At 46.4% G+C, this 18,801-nt stretch carries 15 protein-coding genes; 9 read left to right on the top strand and 6 right to left on the bottom strand.

The features are described 5' to 3' along the window. The first annotated feature begins 12 nt into the window (after positions 1 to 12). Together AC59JT_RS16010 and AC59JT_RS16015 are read left to right on the top strand one after the other, a co-directional pair. Complete coding sequence (locus tag AC59JT_RS16010; protein WP_497400746.1) at positions 13 to 1,557, top strand: YifB family Mg chelatase-like AAA ATPase; 1,545 nt, start codon at positions 13 to 15, stop codon at positions 1,555 to 1,557. A 51-nt stretch (positions 1,558 to 1,608) separates the two neighbouring features. Beyond that, a complete protein-coding gene (locus tag AC59JT_RS16015) occupies positions 1,609 to 2,802 on the top strand; it encodes a carboxypeptidase-like regulatory domain-containing protein (RefSeq protein ID WP_497400748.1) in 1,194 nt (397 codons plus the stop codon). Positions 2,803 to 2,805: 3 nt separating this feature from the next. Here AC59JT_RS16015 and AC59JT_RS16020 read toward each other — a convergent pair whose 3' ends face one another. Continuing rightward, positions 2,806 to 3,141 carry a hypothetical protein gene (locus AC59JT_RS16020; RefSeq protein ID WP_497400751.1) on the bottom strand — a complete coding sequence of 112 codons (336 nt, stop codon included), beginning with the start codon at positions 3,139 to 3,141 and terminating at the stop codon, positions 2,806 to 2,808. A 180-nt stretch (positions 3,142 to 3,321) separates the two neighbouring features. On the opposite strand from AC59JT_RS16020, the gene AC59JT_RS16025 reads away from it, so the two are divergent. Then, positions 3,322 to 5,253, top strand: a complete 1,932-nt coding sequence (locus AC59JT_RS16025; RefSeq protein ID WP_497400753.1) for a glycoside hydrolase family 2 TIM barrel-domain containing protein — start codon at positions 3,322 to 3,324, stop codon at positions 5,251 to 5,253. A 692-nt stretch (positions 5,254 to 5,945) separates the two neighbouring features. After that, entirely contained in the window at positions 5,946 to 6,926 is a 981-nt protein-coding gene (locus AC59JT_RS16030) for an ankyrin repeat domain-containing protein (RefSeq protein WP_497400758.1), read from the top strand. A 27-nt stretch (positions 6,927 to 6,953) separates the two neighbouring features. Here the strand turns inward: AC59JT_RS16030 and AC59JT_RS16035 are convergent, their stop codons facing one another. From AC59JT_RS16035 to AC59JT_RS16045, 3 genes are all read right to left on the bottom strand, one after another. Beyond that, positions 6,954 to 8,150, bottom strand: coding sequence for an endo-1,4-beta-xylanase (locus AC59JT_RS16035; protein WP_497400761.1), 1,197 nt, complete (start codon positions 8,148 to 8,150; stop codon positions 6,954 to 6,956). Positions 8,151 to 8,274: 124 nt separating this feature from the next. Further along, the gene (map, locus tag AC59JT_RS16040) at positions 8,275 to 9,039 is read right to left on the bottom strand and encodes a type I methionyl aminopeptidase (protein ID WP_497400763.1); all 765 of its coding nucleotides are present in this window, start codon (positions 9,037 to 9,039) and stop codon (positions 8,275 to 8,277) included. 87 nt (positions 9,040 to 9,126) lie between these two features. Then, positions 9,127 to 10,599: a hypothetical protein gene (locus AC59JT_RS16045; protein ID WP_497400765.1), complete on the bottom strand. Its 1,473-nt coding sequence runs from the start codon at positions 10,597 to 10,599 to the stop codon at positions 9,127 to 9,129. A 260-nt stretch (positions 10,600 to 10,859) separates the two neighbouring features. On the opposite strand from AC59JT_RS16045, the gene AC59JT_RS16050 reads away from it, so the two are divergent. The 4 genes from AC59JT_RS16050 (at position 10,860) to AC59JT_RS16065 (ending at position 14,142) form a co-directional block, all read left to right on the top strand. Next, positions 10,860 to 11,270, top strand: coding sequence for a response regulator (locus tag AC59JT_RS16050; protein WP_497400767.1), 411 nt, complete (start codon positions 10,860 to 10,862; stop codon positions 11,268 to 11,270). Positions 11,271 to 11,520: 250 nt separating this feature from the next. Beyond that, entirely contained in the window at positions 11,521 to 12,198 is a 678-nt protein-coding gene (locus AC59JT_RS16055; RefSeq protein ID WP_497400769.1) for a YiaD family glycine zipper/OmpA-like lipoprotein, read from the top strand. A gap of 131 nt (positions 12,199 to 12,329) precedes the next feature. Then, entirely contained in the window at positions 12,330 to 12,719 is a 390-nt protein-coding gene (locus tag AC59JT_RS16060) for an HYC_CC_PP family protein (protein WP_497400771.1), read from the top strand. Between the two features lie 76 nt (positions 12,720 to 12,795). Further along, positions 12,796 to 14,142: a hypothetical protein gene (locus AC59JT_RS16065; RefSeq protein ID WP_497400773.1), complete on the top strand. Its 1,347-nt coding sequence runs from the start codon at positions 12,796 to 12,798 to the stop codon at positions 14,140 to 14,142. A gap of 81 nt (positions 14,143 to 14,223) precedes the next feature. On the opposite strand, the gene AC59JT_RS16070 is transcribed toward AC59JT_RS16065, so the two are convergent. Next, the gene (locus tag AC59JT_RS16070) at positions 14,224 to 15,159 is read right to left on the bottom strand and encodes a hydrogen peroxide-inducible genes activator (RefSeq protein ID WP_497400775.1); all 936 of its coding nucleotides are present in this window, start codon (positions 15,157 to 15,159) and stop codon (positions 14,224 to 14,226) included. Between the two features lie 93 nt (positions 15,160 to 15,252). Here AC59JT_RS16070 and AC59JT_RS16075 point away from each other — a divergent pair, with 93 nt between their 5' ends. Continuing rightward, a complete protein-coding gene (locus AC59JT_RS16075) occupies positions 15,253 to 16,743 on the top strand; it encodes a catalase (RefSeq protein ID WP_497400777.1) in 1,491 nt (496 codons plus the stop codon). A 137-nt stretch (positions 16,744 to 16,880) separates the two neighbouring features. Here the strand turns inward: AC59JT_RS16075 and glmS are convergent, their stop codons facing one another. Continuing rightward, the gene (glmS, locus tag AC59JT_RS16080; protein WP_497400779.1) at positions 16,881 to 18,716 is read right to left on the bottom strand and encodes a glutamine--fructose-6-phosphate transaminase (isomerizing); all 1,836 of its coding nucleotides are present in this window, start codon (positions 18,714 to 18,716) and stop codon (positions 16,881 to 16,883) included. Positions 18,717 to 18,801 lie beyond the last annotated feature (85 nt).

The following is an 18,801-nucleotide window of genomic DNA, read 5'->3' on the forward strand; positions in this document are numbered from 1 at the left end:
CTATCAAAAAGCGTGTTAGTAAAAACCTTTGGCAGCGCCGTTTATGGTATAGAAGCCATCACCATTACCGTTGAAGTTAATATAAGCGGAGGCGCCAAACCCTTCTACTTAATTGTGGGCCTGCCGGATAATGCCGTGCGCGAATCAATGCAACGTGTAGAGTCGGCCCTGCAAACTAACAACCTGCGCATGCCCCGCCAAAAGATCATTGTGAATATGGCGCCAGCGGATATCCGCAAGGAAGGCTCGGCTTATGATCTTCCTATTGCTATCGGGATTTTAGCCTGCTCTGGCCAGGTTAACAGCGAGGAGCTGGATAAGTATATCATTATGGGCGAACTATCCTTAGATGGCAGCCTTCAACCTATAAAAGGGGCTTTACCTATAGCCATTCAGGCCCGTAAAGAAGGTTTTAAAGGGTTTATCCTTCCCAAACAAAACGCCCGCGAAGCCGCCATAGTAAGCGACCTTGAAGTTTACGGTGTAGATAGCATAAAAGAAGTAGCCGGCTTTTTAAACGGCGACATAGACCTGCAGCGTGTAATTGTTGATACCCGCGAAGAGTTTTACAACAGCCTGAGCAATTACGACAGCGACTTTAGCGAAGTAAAAGGCCAGGAGAATATTAAACGAGCTTTAGAGATAGCCGCCGCAGGCGGACATAATGTGATACTGATCGGTCCGCCGGGGGCCGGTAAAACTATGCTGGCGCGAAGACTGCCTTCTATATTGCCGCCTTTGAGTTTATATGAGGCTTTGGAGACGACCAAGATCCATTCGGTAGCGGGCAAGTTATCCGCCGCGGATGCCTTGGTTACGGTAAGGCCCTTTCGATCGCCGCACCATACAATAAGCGATGTGGCTTTGGTTGGCGGTGGAGGCAATCCTCAACCAGGCGAGATATCTTTAGCCCACAACGGTGTTTTGTTCCTGGATGAATTGCCCGAGTTTAAACGTACCGCACTTGAAGTAATGCGCCAACCGCTGGAAGAGCGCCGGGTAACCATATCGCGCGCTAAGTTTACGGTTGATTACCCGAGCAGCTTTATGCTGGTGGCAAGTATGAACCCATGTCCTTGTGGTTATTATAATCACCCCGAGAAGGAATGTATCTGCCCGCCGGGCGTGGTGCAAAAGTATCTGAGCAAGATCTCCGGTCCGTTGTTGGACAGGATAGATCTCCACGTAGAAGTAACCCCGGTAAATTTCAGCGAACTGGCATCAGACAGGCTGGCCGAAAAAAGCGAACTCATCCGCGAACGCGTAATGAAAGCCCGCGAAGTGCAAAGCCAGCGCTTCGGCGAACGCCCCGATCTGCATGCAAACGCCCAGATGAGCCCCAAAATGGTGCGCGACATCTGCAAAATATCCGAAGCCGGCCAGGCCCTCCTCAAACGCGCTATGGAAAAGCTCGGCCTATCCGCCCGGGCCTATGACCGCATCTTGAAAGTATCCCGCACTATTGCTGACCTTGCCGGCAGCGAAGACATACAAATGGAACATTTGGCCGAAGCTATACAGTTTAGGAGTTTGGATAGAGAGGGTTGGGCTGGCTAAACGTTTCAAACATGCCGTGAAAAAGTAAGTAAATTAGAATAACCAAACCGCATGAAAAAACTAGGCGCCATTTTGCTATTACTCACCACGACATTATTCGCGCGCGCTCAAAACAATCAAACTATAACAGGTACAGTGCTTGACGACAAAGGCGCCCCCATACCAGGCGCCACTATATTCATCACCAACTCCAAATACATTACCGCGGCCGATAAAAAGGGAGAGTTTGCTTTTTATGGGATTAAACCTGGTGGTTACGAGGTGGTGGTGCGCAGCATTGGTTTTTCACCCTATGTGCAAAGTGTGGTGGTGCAAAACCAACCTGTTAAGCTAATAGTAAAGCTTAAGGAAAGCAACGACCAACTAAAAGCGGTTACCATTGACGGCTCGGGCAATCGCGAGCGGTACATGAAAATTTTTGTACGAAATTTTATTGGCGAAACCGATAATGCCAAACTATGCAACATCGTTAATCCGCAGGTAATACATTTTAGCTATAGCAAAAAAACAGCGTCGCTAAAGGTGAGGGCCGACGACATGGTTATTGTAGAGAATAAAGCACTGGGTTACCGCCTTAAATATTTGCTGCGCGAGTTTGAGGTTTTTACCAAAACCTTTACCTGCGTTAACGTCGGCTCGCCCTATTTTGAAGAGCTGCAGGGAACGGCCGATGAGCAAAAGCGATGGGAGCTTAACCGGCGTAAAGCATACCTTGGTTCGGCCAGGCATTTTATACGATCGGTTATGGGCGGTGCTACCTTTGCCGAGGGCTTTATATGTTACCGTATCCCCGAGAACATCAGCCAGGAGGAATTTGCCACAACTCCTGTAGAAAAAAACATCGACTCGTTGTTTGTGCCCGATGCCGGTAAAAGCTTTAAAGTAATGCAATGCCCGCCGGTGCAGATTGGTAGCACCAGTTTAAGGCTGGCCTTATATGTGGTATATGTTGGTCCCAAAGTGGCCGAGCGGGTTTACAAAAGTGGTATACGTGGCTTTGATAACCGTAACGACCAGCCAAGCATGCTGGTGCCGCAGGTTGATGCCATCAGGATAGATCGTAATGGTGGCATATCACCGTCAAAAAGTGTGGTGGTTACAGGCTATTGGTCAAAAATGCGGATAGCCAACCTAACACCTATCGAGTACAGCACCGTTGCATCGCCACAAACGGAGGCCGATGTAGAAAACCATTTCTCCATTAAAGAAGAGAAAGGTATTCAGAACATTCACGTAATCGAATGAGAGCTAAAGCTCGGTTATTATCACCTCATACTCGCCTAACCTGCCTGAGTTTCCGTTGATCTGAAGTGTTCCCTCAGATAAAAAACTATAATCCTGGTATTGGCAGGTAAAATCCATATGCACAACTCCTCCGTTTAGGGTTTTGCCATCGTATATAGAAATTTGGCCATACTCCATTGTTGTAAGCCTGACTGCCACATCAAGCGACTCTTTTAATAAGTTATTTTGAAACTGGTATGAGATTAAGGCTCTTATGCGTCTGTCTCCGTTAGATAATTGCCTTGCATTGGTTAAGCTGTTTTTAAAATGTGTGAAGGCCGAAAAGGATTTATCGCTCATGATTAAGATTTGGGTTGTTGACTAAGATAATAAAGGAGCCATAAAATCGAGAGAAAAGGTTGAAAAATTGACACAAAAGTAAGGTAGCATTACCCGCGGTTAGCGCCATTTTTGGAACGGTGTTTTATCGTAACTTCCTGTAGATAAATACTCCGACCCTAAAACCAGATAAACCCTGTTATGAAAACAAAACGCTATGTGCCAAGCATTGGCCCCGGCCTTATGTGCGCAATTATTTTAACACTAAACCTTATCACATACAGTTATGCCCAAACCGCCAAAAAATCTACCGGCCGCGGGCAGTGGACCGAAAAACAAGCCTGGGACTGGGAGAAAAAGCACGGCGTAATAAAGGGCTTTAACGCCCCGCAACCGGCCTACCCGGGCATGCCGCGTATTGATATCCTAAAAAAAGCAGACAGCCTGGGCTACAATAGTGTGCGCATATGGATACCCGCGCGCGAACGTGGTGCAGAATTTTTACAGGCTATTTTGGATGAGGCGGCACAATGCAATATGACGGTTTCGCCCGTATTAAGTACCAACAGCTATTTTAATATTACCGATGCCGCCGAGCGTGAAAAACAGATTAAAGCATACCTGGCCGCTACCGTAGGCAAGTTTAAAAACGATCCACGAATTGTTTTTTGGGACATAGCCAACGAACCGGCTTTAAGATATTCCTTCGATGGCAAGAACTGGGAAGACGGGGCCTTAGGTGAGATTGGTTTAGTGAAGGATATGGTAAGGTGGACAAGGGCGCTTGTGCCTACGCAACCCATCACCACATCGGCCCTGTTTTTAACCGAGCATGTGTATAACCAAAATAAGGTGCATGATGCTTTGAAAGAATTGGGCTCCATGAACGATATCCATAATTTTCACCTGTACGATCTGAGTGTCGACCGCATGAAGGCGCTTGACGTAATGGTAGCCGAGATCAAAAAGTTAGGTAATCGCCCGATAGTTTGTACCGAAATAGTAGGCCGCACGCGCGGTGGTACCTTTGCCCGTAGCCTTACGGCTTTTGCCAAGTATCATATCCATTTTTATAATTGGGGCTTGTTCACCAGCGACTCCAACTGGGATGCTGCCTGGGGCCTGAGTTCGTTCGAGCCGTATGAACCATGGTTTCACGACGTGTTACACCCCGATGGCGACCCTTACGAATGGCGTGATCTGGAATGGATAAGAAACTTCCGCTTTGCGAAACCGGGCGAACAAACCGACCCGGGCGCCGAAGTAACCGAGCGCTGGGATAAATGGCGCGCCTGGAAATGGATGGCAAACGGCCCGGTAAAAGGCTTGTATTATGTACCCGAAGGCAACGGCCCGCAAGCCATCGCCACCTGGGCGAAAACTATTGACGATGCCGAAGATATGGGCTACAACGGCCTGCGCCTTAAACTAAGCTACAGCGAGTGGAAAAAAGACACTACGGCCTTTTACAAGAAAGCAGATACCCTGTTAGGTTTTGCCGATAAGCACAACATGCGCGTTACCCCCGCCCTGCTTACCGATGATGACGCCGGAAACAATGAAGTTGCCCTATCAGACTATGTGAGCCAGGTGGTTAAAAAATACGGTTATGATACCCGCGTTTTAGCCTGGGAGCTTTATACCGCCCCGGGTAAACAAAATGTGCCGAAGGATAAGTTGAGATCAATATTAGCTTTAATATTCCGCGTAGCGCGATTTGAATTTATTGATCAGCCGCTAACGGCTACACCTGTAGTAAAAACCACCGATTTTGCACCGGGCTTTGATTACAAAGGCGCATTGATACACGGCAAGCGCGGCGGATGGAACCGCCTGGAGTATGAGGGCAGCAGCGATGCCGAGCTGTGTAATTACATCTGGAGCCTGAGCGATGTACTATCTTTCAGCACCGATAAAAAAATGCCCGAAACGGGTTGGCTGCTGAGCGTGGTTAACCGCTATGGCCGCCCTATGATCTGCTCGGCATGGAACGCGCCGGATGAGGCATCGGTTAAGCAAACATTGGACTTGTTCTCGCGTAATCAGGTGTTTTGGTATAGCGCCGGAAAGATAATGGATAAATCGGCTATACGGTCGTTCAGGTTTATGCGGATAAGTACGCCGCGGAGATAGTAAAAGGGCGCTTGAATAAAGGGACGTTTGTTTATTTGCCTGGTGGGGTATCTTGGCAGCAGTTGAGGAGGCGCTTACGGAGCCTGATAATCTCTGTTGTGAAGGGCTATAAACAGGTAGCCCAAAGGGGCTTCTTTGTGCTGGCTATCTTAATGGCAAATCAATAATCATATTGGTGGACAGCCAAGGGTTTTACGAGGCTCCTACGGAGCCCTGTCACCTCAATTATAGATTGCTATAAACACGTAGCCCCTCCAGGGCTTTTATGTCGGTTATCTCAAAAGCCAATTAATATCCATATGGGTAAATAGATATGTCGAGGGGTTTACGAGGCGCTACGGGGCCCTGTCGTCTCAACCATAGATTGCTTAAACATGTAGCCCCTCCGTGGCTTTTATGCCAGTTATTTTAAAGCAAATCAGTAACCGTATCGCTAAATGGAAAGCACCTACCGGTACCAGTTTTGCCCTCAGAAAACTCCGTAGGAGTGTCGTGTTTATAGAAAAACATTACATGTATAAAAAAGGCTCCATAGGTGCCTCGTAAAACCTTTCGGACGAGGTTGCTAATTTTTTTTGCCTAAGCACAATCTTTTGCAAGTCCTGCAATGTTGTATTGGTCCTCCCCCTCGGAAAAATCTGTATTCCAATACTAATTACTACATTAGTATAAACCCGTAATATATAACCAACATGTTGCAGCCCAATGAATTAAAGCTTGATTTGCCGGTGGCGATAGCAAACGGCGCTTTTTGTACTACTGCCGAGTTATGGCAAATACTTTTGGCAAGCTACCAGGGAAACCTGGACCTGGTAAAAGATACGGTTGCTGCAAAGCCCGAATTGATCTATGCCAAATACAACTATATGCCCCCAATTCACCTCGCGGCCAGGGAAGGGCACCTGGCATTGGTACAATATTTTTTAGCGCATAATGCATACGAGCCAGATCATGAAAGCTACCCATTCAGGGAGCGTTTAATAACCGTTGTAGAAGACAGGGGCTATAAAGAAATAGCAGCAACCTTAAAAGCATATTCGGGCCCTTCGGCGAGCTCTATATATCCAATAGAGAACGGGGACATACAGTATAAACGGACAGACCTTCAAAAAGAGTTTGAGCACGCTGTTGACACCAACGATCTGCATAAAGCGGAAGCGATACTGAGCAAGCACCCTGAGTTTGCACTTGACGATACCTTTTTTTGGGGCGAAGGCATACTGATGATGCCTGCCAAAGAGAACCATCGTGATATGATAGACCTGTTGATAAAGTTTGGTGCAAAGACTCCAACCATATTAAAATGGACACCACAATACTATTTTGAACGTACGGACGGCGCGGCCTATATGTTAGCTAAAGGAATGTCGGCGGCTACGATGAGTTGCCACCACGTAACCATTTTGCATGATATGGCCCGTAAAGGTTTTGTTGACCGGGCAGAGCTGCTGATAAATTACGGCGCCGATATTAATGCTGTTGACGAGGAATATCAGACGACACCCTTGGGCATGGCCGCAAAATGGGGACAGGAGGAAACGGTTAGCTACCTGTTAGCTCAAGGGGCAGATGTGAACAAAGCGGGCGCACCATGGTCAACCCCGCTGGCCTGGGCTACAAGAAATGAACACGCGGCGATCTGTGAATTGTTGTTAAGTGCCGGTGCTGTATAATATGTCGGTGACCGATTGAAAAACCGATCAAAAATTTACAACAGCGGCATACGCTTTTTTAGGCTCCAGATTAACACCAAACAACAATGGATATGCCTTTATAATTTTGCCGCGTTGAGCAGGTGGCGCCCCTGGCGTTGGTGTTGCTTGCGCGCCGCCGGCTAAACCACCGTCGCGACCGTCCAGCCAACTGCCTCGGTCTGATACGTTCCAGAAAGTAACATTGGTAATATGCTTTTTGTATTGTCTGAATATTTCAAAAACTTCTCCGTAGCGTTTTGCCTGTTTCTCTGCTATTTCATCTGTGTAAGCGGCCGCGGTATCCGGGGGCATTCCGGGTTGTGGCCTTGTGCGTATACTAATATCCAGTTCGGTGATCTGGCATTTTACACCTAAAGAAATATACTTATCCAGCGCTTGCCTGATCAGTTCGGCCGACGGGCTTCCCAGTTTCCAATGGCCCTGTATGCCGATGCCGTGAACAGGGACCTTTTTATCGATAAGGCTTTTTACCAGTTTGTAGATCTTATCCCGTTTTGACGGGTTCTCGCTGTTGTAATCATTGTAATAAAGCGCGGCTTCCGGGTCGGCAGCGTGTGCATACTCAAAGGCGGCGGCTATAAAATCCTCGCCACATATTTTGTACCATTGGGTTTCGCGCATGTATACATCTGTCCGGTCGTCAATGGCTTCGTTTACTACATCCCAGGCATATATTTTGCCTTTGTAGCGGCTTACAACGGTGGTGATATGGTCCTTTAAGCGTTTTAACAAAACTTCTTTGCTTACGGTATTACCGGCGCTGTCTTTAAACATCCAGGCCGGTGTTTGGTTATGCCATAACAGGTTATGCCCGCGTATTTTTATGTCGTTTTTTACTGCAAAATCAACAATAGCATCGGCATTTTTCCAGTTGTATTGGTCTTCCTTGGGATGAAGTGGTCCCATCTTCATATCGTTCTCTGCCGTTATGCTGTTAAACTCGCGTTTAATAAGCTCGGTCTCATCGCCCCCGGCAACATTGCGCGAATTAACTGCCACACCAATAGAAAAGTATTTTTTATAGTAGTCTTTCAGGCCCTTATCGGCAGATGCCGGCTTTTTAATAGCAATGAAGGTTACGGGCTTGCGATCAACCCACTGTACAGCTATAAGGGCTGAAGCAAAGGCCAAAGCGATAACAGTAGTTTTTGCAACACATGAGGGATCGGGAAAATTTAACATATCTATGGTTAAATAAGGCACATAAAGCTAATACATAACACTTTATTTACCAAAGGTATTATCGGTATCCCGGGGCGTTTTTTCCGTCTCAGCAGGGTCTCTCGGCAGAGGACCCTGCGCCGGTTCAATCCCAGATCCCGTTACCGGCGGTAAATATCACAGGCTCACCGCCGGTTACCATAATGGTATGCTCATGCTGCGCCACAAAGCCGCCTTTGTTACCTATTAGCGTCCACCCGTCTTCCTGCGTTTCGGCGATGGTTGACTTGGTGGAAATAAAAGTTTCGATAGCTACTACGGAGTTCTTTTTAAAGCGTTGAAAGTTAAAGCGGTCGCAATAGCTGGCAATTTCGTGCGGCTCCTCGTGCAGGCTGCGGCCAACACCGTGGCCGGTAAGGTTTTTAATTACCGTATAACCGGCTTTACGGGCTTCGGTTTCGATCAGCCTGCCAATCTCTGATATCCGCACACCGCCCTTAATTTGGCTGATGGCTTTTTTCAATATCTCTTTTGACGCATCTACCAGTTTGCCATGGCCGTGAATATCCTCCCCTAAAACAAACGAACCACCGTTATCGGCCCAAAAACCATTCAGTTCGGCCGATACGTCGATATTAACCAGGTCGCCTTCTTTTAATATTTTATGGGTTGAGGGTATGCCATGCGCAGCCTCTTCGTTAACGCTGATACAGGTATAGCCCGGAAACTTATACGTTAAATAAGGTGCCGATTTTGCACCCATCTGCGCCAGCAAACCGCCCCCGTATTCATCAAGCTCTTTGGTGCTCATACCCACACGGGCATATTCGCGCATTTTTTTAAGCGTAATGGCCACAGCATCGCTGGCTTGCTGCATTCCTATCTTTTCGTCTTCGGTAGTTATAGACATGGTTATGATATTGCTAATACAAAGATAAGGAATAAGCGGGCCGGCAGGGTTTGTGCAATGTAAGTTTATAGCCTGCCGGCCTGCTTATCAATATCCGTTTTGCTGTAGCGTAACATCAAACTTTGTTTGCCCGATACCGGTGCGGTTTATATAAGGCACAGCAAAGGTATCTCCGAAGTATAAAATATTCCTGCCGGATGGATAGTCGGAACCGCTTATCTTCTTTTTCGACAAACTGATCATGCTGTCCCATTTACCATTTTGCAGATCGAGAACGCCATATATGGCGCTTTGACTACCGGCTTTCCCGTCGGGCGCAGTCATGTGCAGTTTGTTATTTTTAACAAAGTAACCTGTAGAAGATTGTAATATGGACATTGACCTTGATGGCATATAGGCTTGAAATTTAGGCTTCAGATCGGCGGCATTGTAAGCGTTAATTACTATAGAGTTGTTGAAAGCAACCGATGTGTATTGGCCCGACCAGCGGCCCCGCTCGCAAAACGAAGCGATGAGTATGCCATTAACTTCTTCCATATGGTCAAGGTCAAAACCGGCCGGTTCGCCTAAGCCAAAATCATCCAGCTTTTTATTTACGGCAACGAAGCTTTTATCTATTTCTTTAACATGCGGCTTGTCAAACAATTCAATGTTCTGTTTTCTTTCGCCCGATGAAAGGTCAAGACTACCTATCCAGAGGGCTATCTTTTTGGTTTCGCTATCCTTAAAAAACAAGCCATAAAATAGCAGGTTTCGGTTGGTAGATGAAGGCGCATAGATCACGTCTGGCCCGTCGCCGCCTTCCTTCAGTTGCAGATCGGACTTGGCTATACCCTTAGCCTCGGTTTGTCCTTGCTCGTAACGGTAAATATTAACAGAGCCATTAATAAGCCAACTCACAAACAGGTCGCCCCAGGCGTTTGCCTGCATGCCTAATAAAATGCTGTTTTTAACCAATTGAGGTTTGTAGCTATTTAGCGGCTCCAGTTTATCGTTATATTGAACAACATCCACGTCCTGAGTAGTGCGTAGTTCTTTATCAAGCTTATTGATGCTGATAATAGCAAATACGCTTGGTAGCGCTACCCTGAGCTTGCGCTTGGCAGAAGTTTGCCTTACAGCTATGCCTTTAAACTCGTCATTATTAACCAAAATGGTGGGGTAGTTCATAAACTCGTCGGTATCCTTAAATACCTCTTTTTCTATCACTGTTTTCCCTGATGTTGGGTCTATAAGGAAACCTTTGTAGGTATTATTCATCCCCTTAACAAAAGCATGATCAGTAGCCGCGATAGCCAATATCTTGCCCTGGAAACGGGCAAGTTTAAGCGCGTAGCCGTTGTAGTTGTTTGTCCAAACAATGTTCATGTTTTGGTCGACGCCTGTTACCTGGAACTCGTCGTCGCTTTTTTCAACCAGAACCACATTAAGCTTATCGTTAATTTTAACGGTGCTGATGTTTTTGGCTTTTTCAATAATGTCTTTAGAAAGTACGGGGTCCTGCGCAAGCGCGAATAAAGGCAGCAAAGCCGCTGCCAGGCAGATAAGGTATTTTTTCATGATGAAGGTTAAGCCGTAAATATAAATAAAACGTAATAGCACGCAATGTTAAGTTTAAGCACAAATTGGTGTAGCATGCGCTACAAAAAAGTGTAGCGGTGTAGCTGCTACGCATAAAGTGCTACACCGGGCATGGCCCCGGCGGCGGGCTATTTAGGATGTGAGATTGTAACAAATTGGATAGGATCGGCAATTATTACCATTGGTCAATTTAAATCCTATATTCGTCCCGCAAAATATAACCCCTATTAATAATTAACATGAAAAAAATTGATATCGCATGCGTTATCGACGACGATGAGATCTATACCTTTACCGTAAAGCGTATAATCGACAATTCTCAGCTAGCCAACAAAACCCTGTTTTTCCCTAATGGTAAGCTAGCCCTGGATTTTTTTAAAGAGTATCTTGACCAAACCGACAGCCTGCCTGATCTTATCCTGCTGGATATTAACATGCCCATACTAGATGGCTGGCAGTTTATGGATGAATTTATTACCCTGAGTCCGCTTATTCCCAAACGCATTGTGGTTTACATTGTAAGCTCATCTGTTGACGATGCGGATATGCGTAAGGCACGATCGTACGAGCAGGTGTCAGACTTTATCGTGAAGCCTATCACCACCGAGATGTTTAAGAAAATGGTGGCCGAAACAACCGCGTCTGTTTAAGTCTGTCCAAAATTAAATAGAGCCCGTTTTGTACCTAACGTATAAAGCGGGCTTTATTATTTTACGCCTCTTGGTTGTATTGTTGTACTAAAAAATGTACAAAAACTGTGGTGCCTATTCTATTATAAAAACATCAATCTTTCCTAAAACTCAAAAAAATAAAGCCACGGTATCTAACCGTTGAATTAAACGGCAAATGCTGCGTTTTGGCACCTGCTTTGCCTAGTTTTGTGTATATCAAAATACACACATGAAAACTTTAAACTTAAAAATAGCTACAATAGGCTTTGCTATGGCAACCCTTGTAGTGGTAGAAACAGGCTGCAGCTCGATGAATAAAACCCAGAAAGGTGCCGTAATTGGTGCCGGCGCGGGTGGCGTAATAGGTGGCCTTATAGGCAAAAGTGCGGGCAATACAGCGCTGGGTGCAATTATTGGCGGTGCTGTAGGTGGTACGGCTGGTGCCTTGATCGGCCGCCGTATGGATAAACAGGCTGCCGAGATCAAGCAAAGCGTTCCGGGGGCGACCGTTATTCGTCAGGGCGAAGGTATATTGGTAAAATTTGACTCAGGTTTACTGTTCGATACCAATAAATCTGATCTGAAAGCAGCCTCACAATCTAACTTAACCAACCTGGCTACTTCACTGAAAAACAACCCGGAAACCAATATTTTGGTTGTTGGCCATACAGATGACACTGGTGGCGATCAGCTAAATATGGATCTTTCTGTTCGTCGTGCCGAGTCGGTAAAATCATTTATCACCGGCCAAAATGTTAGCTCATACCGCTTAACCACTACCGGTAAAGGCGAAAGCGAGCCAATTGCTGATAACACCACTGTTGATGGCCGTGCGCAAAACCGTCGTGTTGAGATCGTGATTGTTGCTAACGAGCAAATGAAAAAAGAAGCCAAACAAGGCTCATAAGTATAAATACCATATAGTTTTAATTAGCCCCGGCCGTTTGGTTGGGGCTTTTTTGTTTTGGGCGATGATGTTCTGACAAATCTTTGATCATCAGCTATTGATAAGCCGGTCTATATCGCTAATTTTGCTGCATGCTAAAAAGATCAGGCGCCATATTGTTAAGCATGCTGTACATAGTTACAGTATTTGGCTTTGCGCTTAATCTGCACTTTTGTGCCGATGTGTTGGTCAATGTAAAAGTTAACGCCCCAGTTAAGGACTGCAAAACCCTATCAGGCAAAAGCATGAAAACCTGCAAATACAAGCAGGTTGTTGTTAAGGTAAAAGATGCCCACCAAGCCGAAATTCCGTCGTTTATTAGTGGTCTGCAGGTTTTTGAGCTACCTAAACTTTTCCCGGGCGATTACCTGTTACCGGCCCAACAGGACGTGATATTGGCCATGCAGCAACGTGGCCCGCCACCAAATGTTGCCTGTGCCAAGGTCCCCACGTTTGTTAAAAACTGCAATTTCCGTATCTGATAATTATTCATCGTTTTGTTTTGGAGCGATAAAAAGTCGTGCCCTGTTTATTTACGATCAATAATTATTTTTTCAAATGAATTTTCATAAAACACTTATAGCGTTGCTGTTTGCGGCAACCACTACTTCGGCCATGGCGCAACACGAGCACCATACGGGCCACGGTACTGATACCACAAAAACAACATCGGCCAAAAAGAAGCCGATGTTAATGATGAACAGCCAATACTCGCGCAGCGTACCCATGAACCGTGATGGCTCAGGTACATCATGGGTGCCTGATGAAACCCCGATGTACGCCTACATGTTCCACGGTGAGAAATGGATGACCATGATTCATGGCAACATATACGCCCGCTACAATTACCAGGACGTGTTTAAGGCAGGCAGTCGCGGCGGCGGTAAGTTTGATGCCCCAAACATGATCATGGCTATGACGCAGCGCAAAATCGGCCGGAACGGCTTGTTCGCTATCAATACCATGTTCTCGCTCGATCCGTTAACGGTTGGCCTCGGCGGCTATCCGCTGCTATACCAAACCGGCGAAAGCTACAAAGGCGAGAAACTGGTAGATCGCCAGCATCCGCATGACCTGTTCGCGCAATTAAGCGTGGCCTACACTCAGCGTGTTAGTGATGACGCCGATGTTTTCTTCGCCTTCGGTTACCCGAGCGAGCCTGCGCTTGGGCCGCCAGTGTTTATGCACCGTTTGTCGGGCTTTAACAACCCTGATGCGCCACTGAGCCACCATTACCAGGATGCAACGCACATTGCTTTCGGTGTGAGTACATTGGGCTTACGGTTTAAGAACTTTAAACTGGAAGGTTCGGTATTTACCGGCCGGGAGCCGGATGAGCATCGCTATGATTTTGATAAGCCGAAGTTTGATTCGTACTCACTACGCCTATCCTTCAACCCAACCCGCGAATGGGCGTTGCAGGTATCAAACGGCTGGCTGCACAGCCCGGAAGAAGCTGAGCCGGGTGAGAATGTGGTACGTACCACAGCATCAGCCATACACACCAAAATGCTGAACGGCGATAGTTACATAGCCACCACCTTAGTTTACGGGCAAAACAAGCACGAGGGCCATGCCATTGAGCCATCAGTATTGCTGGAAAGCGCTTTGCAATGGCATAAAACCGCAGTTTACGGTCGTTATGAATACGTGCAAAAAAGCGCCGAAGCGTTTAACCTGTTGGCCGGGCTGCCGTCAAATCCGCATATGAATATTAATGCCATTACGTTTGGCGCCAACTATCGCATTGGTCAAATAGGCCAAACAGCTATTACCGCCGGCGCGCAGGGCGCGGTAAACATATCGCCAACACAACTTAAAAGCATTTATGGCGCGGTGCCAACCGCTGTACAGGTATATTTAAGGATAAACCCGATGTTGATGAAATTGAGAGCACCGAGGTAGGTTGTACGTTTTACGTAGTACGTTTGACGTGTTACTTTTTGAGGTATTATACCAGCCTATCTTACGTACTACGTCAAACGTTCAAATATCAATCACATCCTTCTTCTTCCGTGTTTTCATGCGTTTGGGCACAAACTCCAGGATCTCATTTTTAAGGGCCTCTATCATGCGGCGTTTCAAGAAATTACGTTGGATGACGATGCTTACCTCGCGGGCCGGTTCGGGGGCTTTAAAGTAGCGTACCTTGTCCAGCTGTTTGTCGCTCAGGTCGGCAAGGGCCAGTTCGGGTAAAATGGTGGCGCCGTTATTTTGGTCAACCATGCGTTTCAGGGTTTCTACACTGCCGGTATTGTATTCAAAATGCTGATAGCCCTGGGTGGCTTTTCGCCTTTGGCAAATGTTTAAAACCTGGTCGCGCATGCAATGGCCTTCGTTTAGTATCCATATCTCTTCCATATCAATATCAGCCGGGCTGATGTGTTTCTTTTTGGATAGATTGCTGTTTTTAGATACGTAAGCTACAAAGTTCTCGTAAAAAACAGGAATCTCCTTCAGTGTAGCTTCGTGCAATGGGGTTGATAAGATACCACAATCCAATATCCCCAGTTTTAATTGTTGGATGATCTGCTCGGTGGTTTGTTCCCATACGGTAAGTTTTACTGCCGGATATTTGGTTATAAAGCCCTTGATCACCTTTGGTAAAATATAGGGCGATACGGTTGGAATGATGCCTACCTTCAATTCGCCGGAAAGATCTTTTTGCCTGTCGGATATAATTTCTTTGATCTTCTCGCTTTCTGCCAGTAAAACACGTGCCTGTTGTATAATGTCTATACCTATTTCGGTAGGCACTACAGGCTGTTTACTACGGTCGAATAGCCTTACGCCTAACGTATCCTCCAGCTTTTGTATTTGCATGCTGAGGGTGGGCTGCGTAACAAAACATTTTTCGGCGGCTACTACAAAACTTCGGTAAGTATCCACGGCTACCAGGTATTCTAGCTGTACTATGGTCATGTTATAAATAAAATCTATGTAAATATAATAATTATTGATTTTTTCTATTGAAAGAATATTGCAAGCTTTGTTTAAACATTAAAGCCAATAATTATGGAAACGCCTAAAAAGAAACTCACAACAGCCTCCGGTATTCCGTATGCGGAGAATGAAAACTCTATGACCGCGGGGCCGCGCGGCCCAATATTGTTGCAGGATTTTGTGCTGCACGAAAAAATGGCCCACTTTAACCGCGAGCGTATCCCGGAGCGAGTGGTGCATGCCAAAGGATCCGGAGCTTACGGAACCTTTACTGTAACACATGATATAAGCCAATATACCCGCGCCAAAGTTTTTAACGACCTCGGCAAACAGACCCGTGTTTTCCTGCGTTTTTCAACCGTGGGCGGCGAGAAAGGTTCGGCTGATACCGAGCGCGACCCGCGAGGCTTTGCGGTTAAGTTTTATACCGAAGACGGTAACTGGGACCTGGTAGGTAACAACACCCCGGTATTTTTTGTAAAAGATCCGAAAAAGTTTGGCGACTTCATCCACACACAAAAGCGAGACCCGTACACCAATTGCAAAAGCGCAACCATGATGTGGGATTTTTGGTCGCTTAACCCCGAGAGTTTGCACCAGGTAACCATCCTGATGTCAGACCGCGGCACGCCTTACGGGTATCGCCATATGGATGGCTTCGGCAGCCATACCTTCTCCTTCATCAATGATAAAAACGAGCGCTTTTGGGTAAAGTTCCACTTTAAAACTCTACAAGGCATTAAAAACTTTACCGATAATGAAGCGGGCGATATGCGCGGCAAAAACCCGGACTTTGCGCAGCATGACCTGCTAACGCATATTGACAACGGCGATTTCCCGAAATGGGCACTTAAAGTTCAGATCATGCCGGAGGCAGAAGCCAAAACGTATCACATCAACCCCTTCGATCTAACCAAGGTTTGGCCACACGCCGACTACCCACTCATAGATGTTGGTGTGCTTGAGCTAAACGAAAATCCGGATAACTATTTTGCACATGTTGAGCAATCGGCATTCGCGCCGGCACATGTAATAGATGGTGTTGGCTTTTCGCCGGATAAAATGTTGCAGGGACGCATATTATCATACCCCGACGCGCACCGCTATCGCTTAGGCGGCAATTACGAGCAGATCCCCGTTAACCGCTGCCCATTCATGGTAAACAATTATCAACGCGATGGCTTAATGTCTGTGAACGGAAACGGAGGCTCTAATCCCAACTATTTCCCTAACAGCTTTGATGATATCGAGGCTGATAAAAGCTATAAAGAACCGGCCTGGGATTTCGGTTCATCTGTAGGTGATTGGTACGATCGTAATGCCGAAGGCGAGAACGATCATTACAGCCAACCCGGCGACTTGTATCGTTTAATGGACGAACAGCAAAAGAACGACCTGGTAACCAACATCGTTAACTCCATGAGCGGCATTGATGGCCCTAAAAAAGACCTGATCACCAACCGCCAGTTGTGCCACTGGTTCCGTGCCGATATTAACCTTGGTATCGCTATAGCAAAAGGCCTGCAGCTGGATCTGAACGAGACGATGAAGCAGATGAGGTAGGTTTTAGTCTGAGGTCTTGAGTCGAAAGTCTTAAGTCAGGCGCAAAATACTACTCAATAAAAAAACCCTTGCAAACTCGCGAGGGCTTTTTTATTATAACGACTTAAGACTTTCGACTCATGACTTTGAACTAATCTCTATTCCACCGTAACCGATTTAGCCAAATTACGCGGCTGATCGACGTTACAGCCGCGCATTACCGCTATGTGGTATGATAATAATTGCAATGGTATAGTAGCCAGCAATGGTACAAAGGCCTCATCTGTTTGAGGGATCTCTATCACGTGTTCGGCCATGCCGCGTACAATTTCGTCACCTTCGGTAACAATAGCAATTACGTGTCCGCCGCGTGCTTTAACCTCCTGTATATTGCTTACTACTTTCTCGTACGATGAGTTTTTGGTAGCAATAAACACTACCGGCAGGTCGGCATCTATCAACGCGATAGGGCCGTGCTTCATTTCGGCAGCAGGGTAACCTTCGGCGTGGATGTATGATATCTCTTTCAGCTTTAAAGCGCCTTCCAACGCAACCGGGAACGAGCTGCCGCGGCCTAAGAACAAGGCGTTGCTGGCATCTTTGTATTCGGCAGCTATTTGTTTAACATGTTCGTTGCACTCTAAAGTTTTTTCAACCAGGTCAGGGATCTGGTTAAGCTCGGTCAGAAACTCGATCAGCTTGCTTTGGTTAAGCGTACCACGTTGCTGCGCGATAAAGAAAGCAATCAATGTTAACACGGTAACCTGGGCGGTAAATGCTTTGGTTGATGCTACACCAATTTCGGGGCCGGCATGGGTATAAACGCCCGCATGCGTAATACGCGGAATAGACGCGCCTACTACGTTACAAATACCGAAAATGGTAGCGCCTTTTTCTTTAGCCAGCTCTAAAGCGGCCATCGTATCAGCAGTTTCGCCTGATTGTGATATGGCGATAACAATGTCTTTTTCGGAAATGATAGGGTTACGGTAGCGGAACTCTGACGCATACTCCACCTCTACCGGTACACGTGCGTATTCTTCTATCAGGTACTCGCCTACCAGGCCTGCATGCCATGAAGTACCGCAGGCTACAATGATGATACGGTCAACATTTTTAAGCTTATGCGCGTACTCGTTCATGCCGCCCAGCTGCACTTTGCCCTCGTTAGGGTAAATACGGCCGCGTAAGCAATCGCGGATAGAGCGAGCCTGCTCGTATATCTCTTTCATCATAAAGTGATCGTAGCCGCCCTTTTCAAGCATTTCAAGCTTCAGGTCCAACTCGTGGATATATGGAGTTTGAACGGTATTATCAATGTGTTTGATCAACAGGTTATCGCGCTGTATGTAGGCAATTTCCTTATCGTTCAAATAAATTACGTTTTTAGTGTATTCAACAATAGGCGTAGCGTCTGATGCAACGAAGTATTCGCCTTTGCCAACCCCAATAACCATCGGGCTGCCTTTACGGGCAGCTATTAACAGATCAGGCTCATCAACGCTCATTACAACAATAGCGTAGGCGCCGATAACCTTGTTTAATGCTACACGTACCGCTTCTTTCAGGTCGATGCCGGTTTCGCTGATAATGTCTTCCACCAAATGGATCAGCACCTCGGTATCAGTATCGCTTTTAAAGGTATGACCCTTTGCCAACAACGCTTCCTTTAAGGTTGCATAGTTTTCGATAATGCCGTTGTGGATGATAGTTAGTTTGCGGTCGCCGGATGAGTGCGGGTGCGAGTTGCGATCGCTGGGCGCACCATGGGTCGCCCAACGGGTATGGCCCATACCCACCGAACCATTAAGCGGGATATCTTTTACAAATTTTTCAAGATCGCTTACTTTACCGGCTTTTTTATAAACCTTAAGATCTTTATCTAATAGGGCAACGCCCGCGCTGTCATAGCCACGATACTCAAGCCGGTGTAATCCTTTAATAACAATGGGATAAGCATCCCTGTGGCCAATATAGCCTACAATTCCACACATAGAAGTAGTTTAGAGTTAACGTTGCAAATTTAATGAGCTATATGATAATATCATACAGCGATACAAATTAAATATTATAAAATAA

The organism is Mucilaginibacter sp. A3364 (assembly GCF_059690715.1).

Coding starts and splice junctions, on each gene's coding strand:
- AC59JT_RS16015 (WP_497400748.1), top strand. CDS start 1,609: ATGAAAAAACTAGGCGCCATTTTGCTATTACTCACCACGACATTATTC.
- AC59JT_RS16020 (WP_497400751.1), bottom strand. CDS start 3,141: ATGAGCGATAAATCCTTTTCGGCCTTCACACATTTTAAAAACAGCTTA.
- AC59JT_RS16025 (WP_497400753.1), top strand. CDS start 3,322: ATGAAAACAAAACGCTATGTGCCAAGCATTGGCCCCGGCCTTATGTGC.
- AC59JT_RS16030 (WP_497400758.1), top strand. CDS start 5,946: ATGTTGCAGCCCAATGAATTAAAGCTTGATTTGCCGGTGGCGATAGCA.
- AC59JT_RS16035 (WP_497400761.1), bottom strand. CDS start 8,150: ATGTTAAATTTTCCCGATCCCTCATGTGTTGCAAAAACTACTGTTATC.
- map (WP_497400763.1), bottom strand. CDS start 9,039: ATGTCTATAACTACCGAAGACGAAAAGATAGGAATGCAGCAAGCCAGC.
- AC59JT_RS16045 (WP_497400765.1), bottom strand. CDS start 10,599: ATGAAAAAATACCTTATCTGCCTGGCAGCGGCTTTGCTGCCTTTATTC.
- AC59JT_RS16050 (WP_497400767.1), top strand. CDS start 10,860: ATGAAAAAAATTGATATCGCATGCGTTATCGACGACGATGAGATCTAT.
- AC59JT_RS16055 (WP_497400769.1), top strand. CDS start 11,521: ATGAAAACTTTAAACTTAAAAATAGCTACAATAGGCTTTGCTATGGCA.
- AC59JT_RS16060 (WP_497400771.1), top strand. CDS start 12,330: ATGCTAAAAAGATCAGGCGCCATATTGTTAAGCATGCTGTACATAGTT.
- AC59JT_RS16065 (WP_497400773.1), top strand. CDS start 12,796: ATGAATTTTCATAAAACACTTATAGCGTTGCTGTTTGCGGCAACCACT.
- AC59JT_RS16070 (WP_497400775.1), bottom strand. CDS start 15,159: ATGACCATAGTACAGCTAGAATACCTGGTAGCCGTGGATACTTACCGA.
- AC59JT_RS16075 (WP_497400777.1), top strand. CDS start 15,253: ATGGAAACGCCTAAAAAGAAACTCACAACAGCCTCCGGTATTCCGTAT.
- glmS (WP_497400779.1), bottom strand. CDS start 18,716: ATGTGTGGAATTGTAGGCTATATTGGCCACAGGGATGCTTATCCCATT.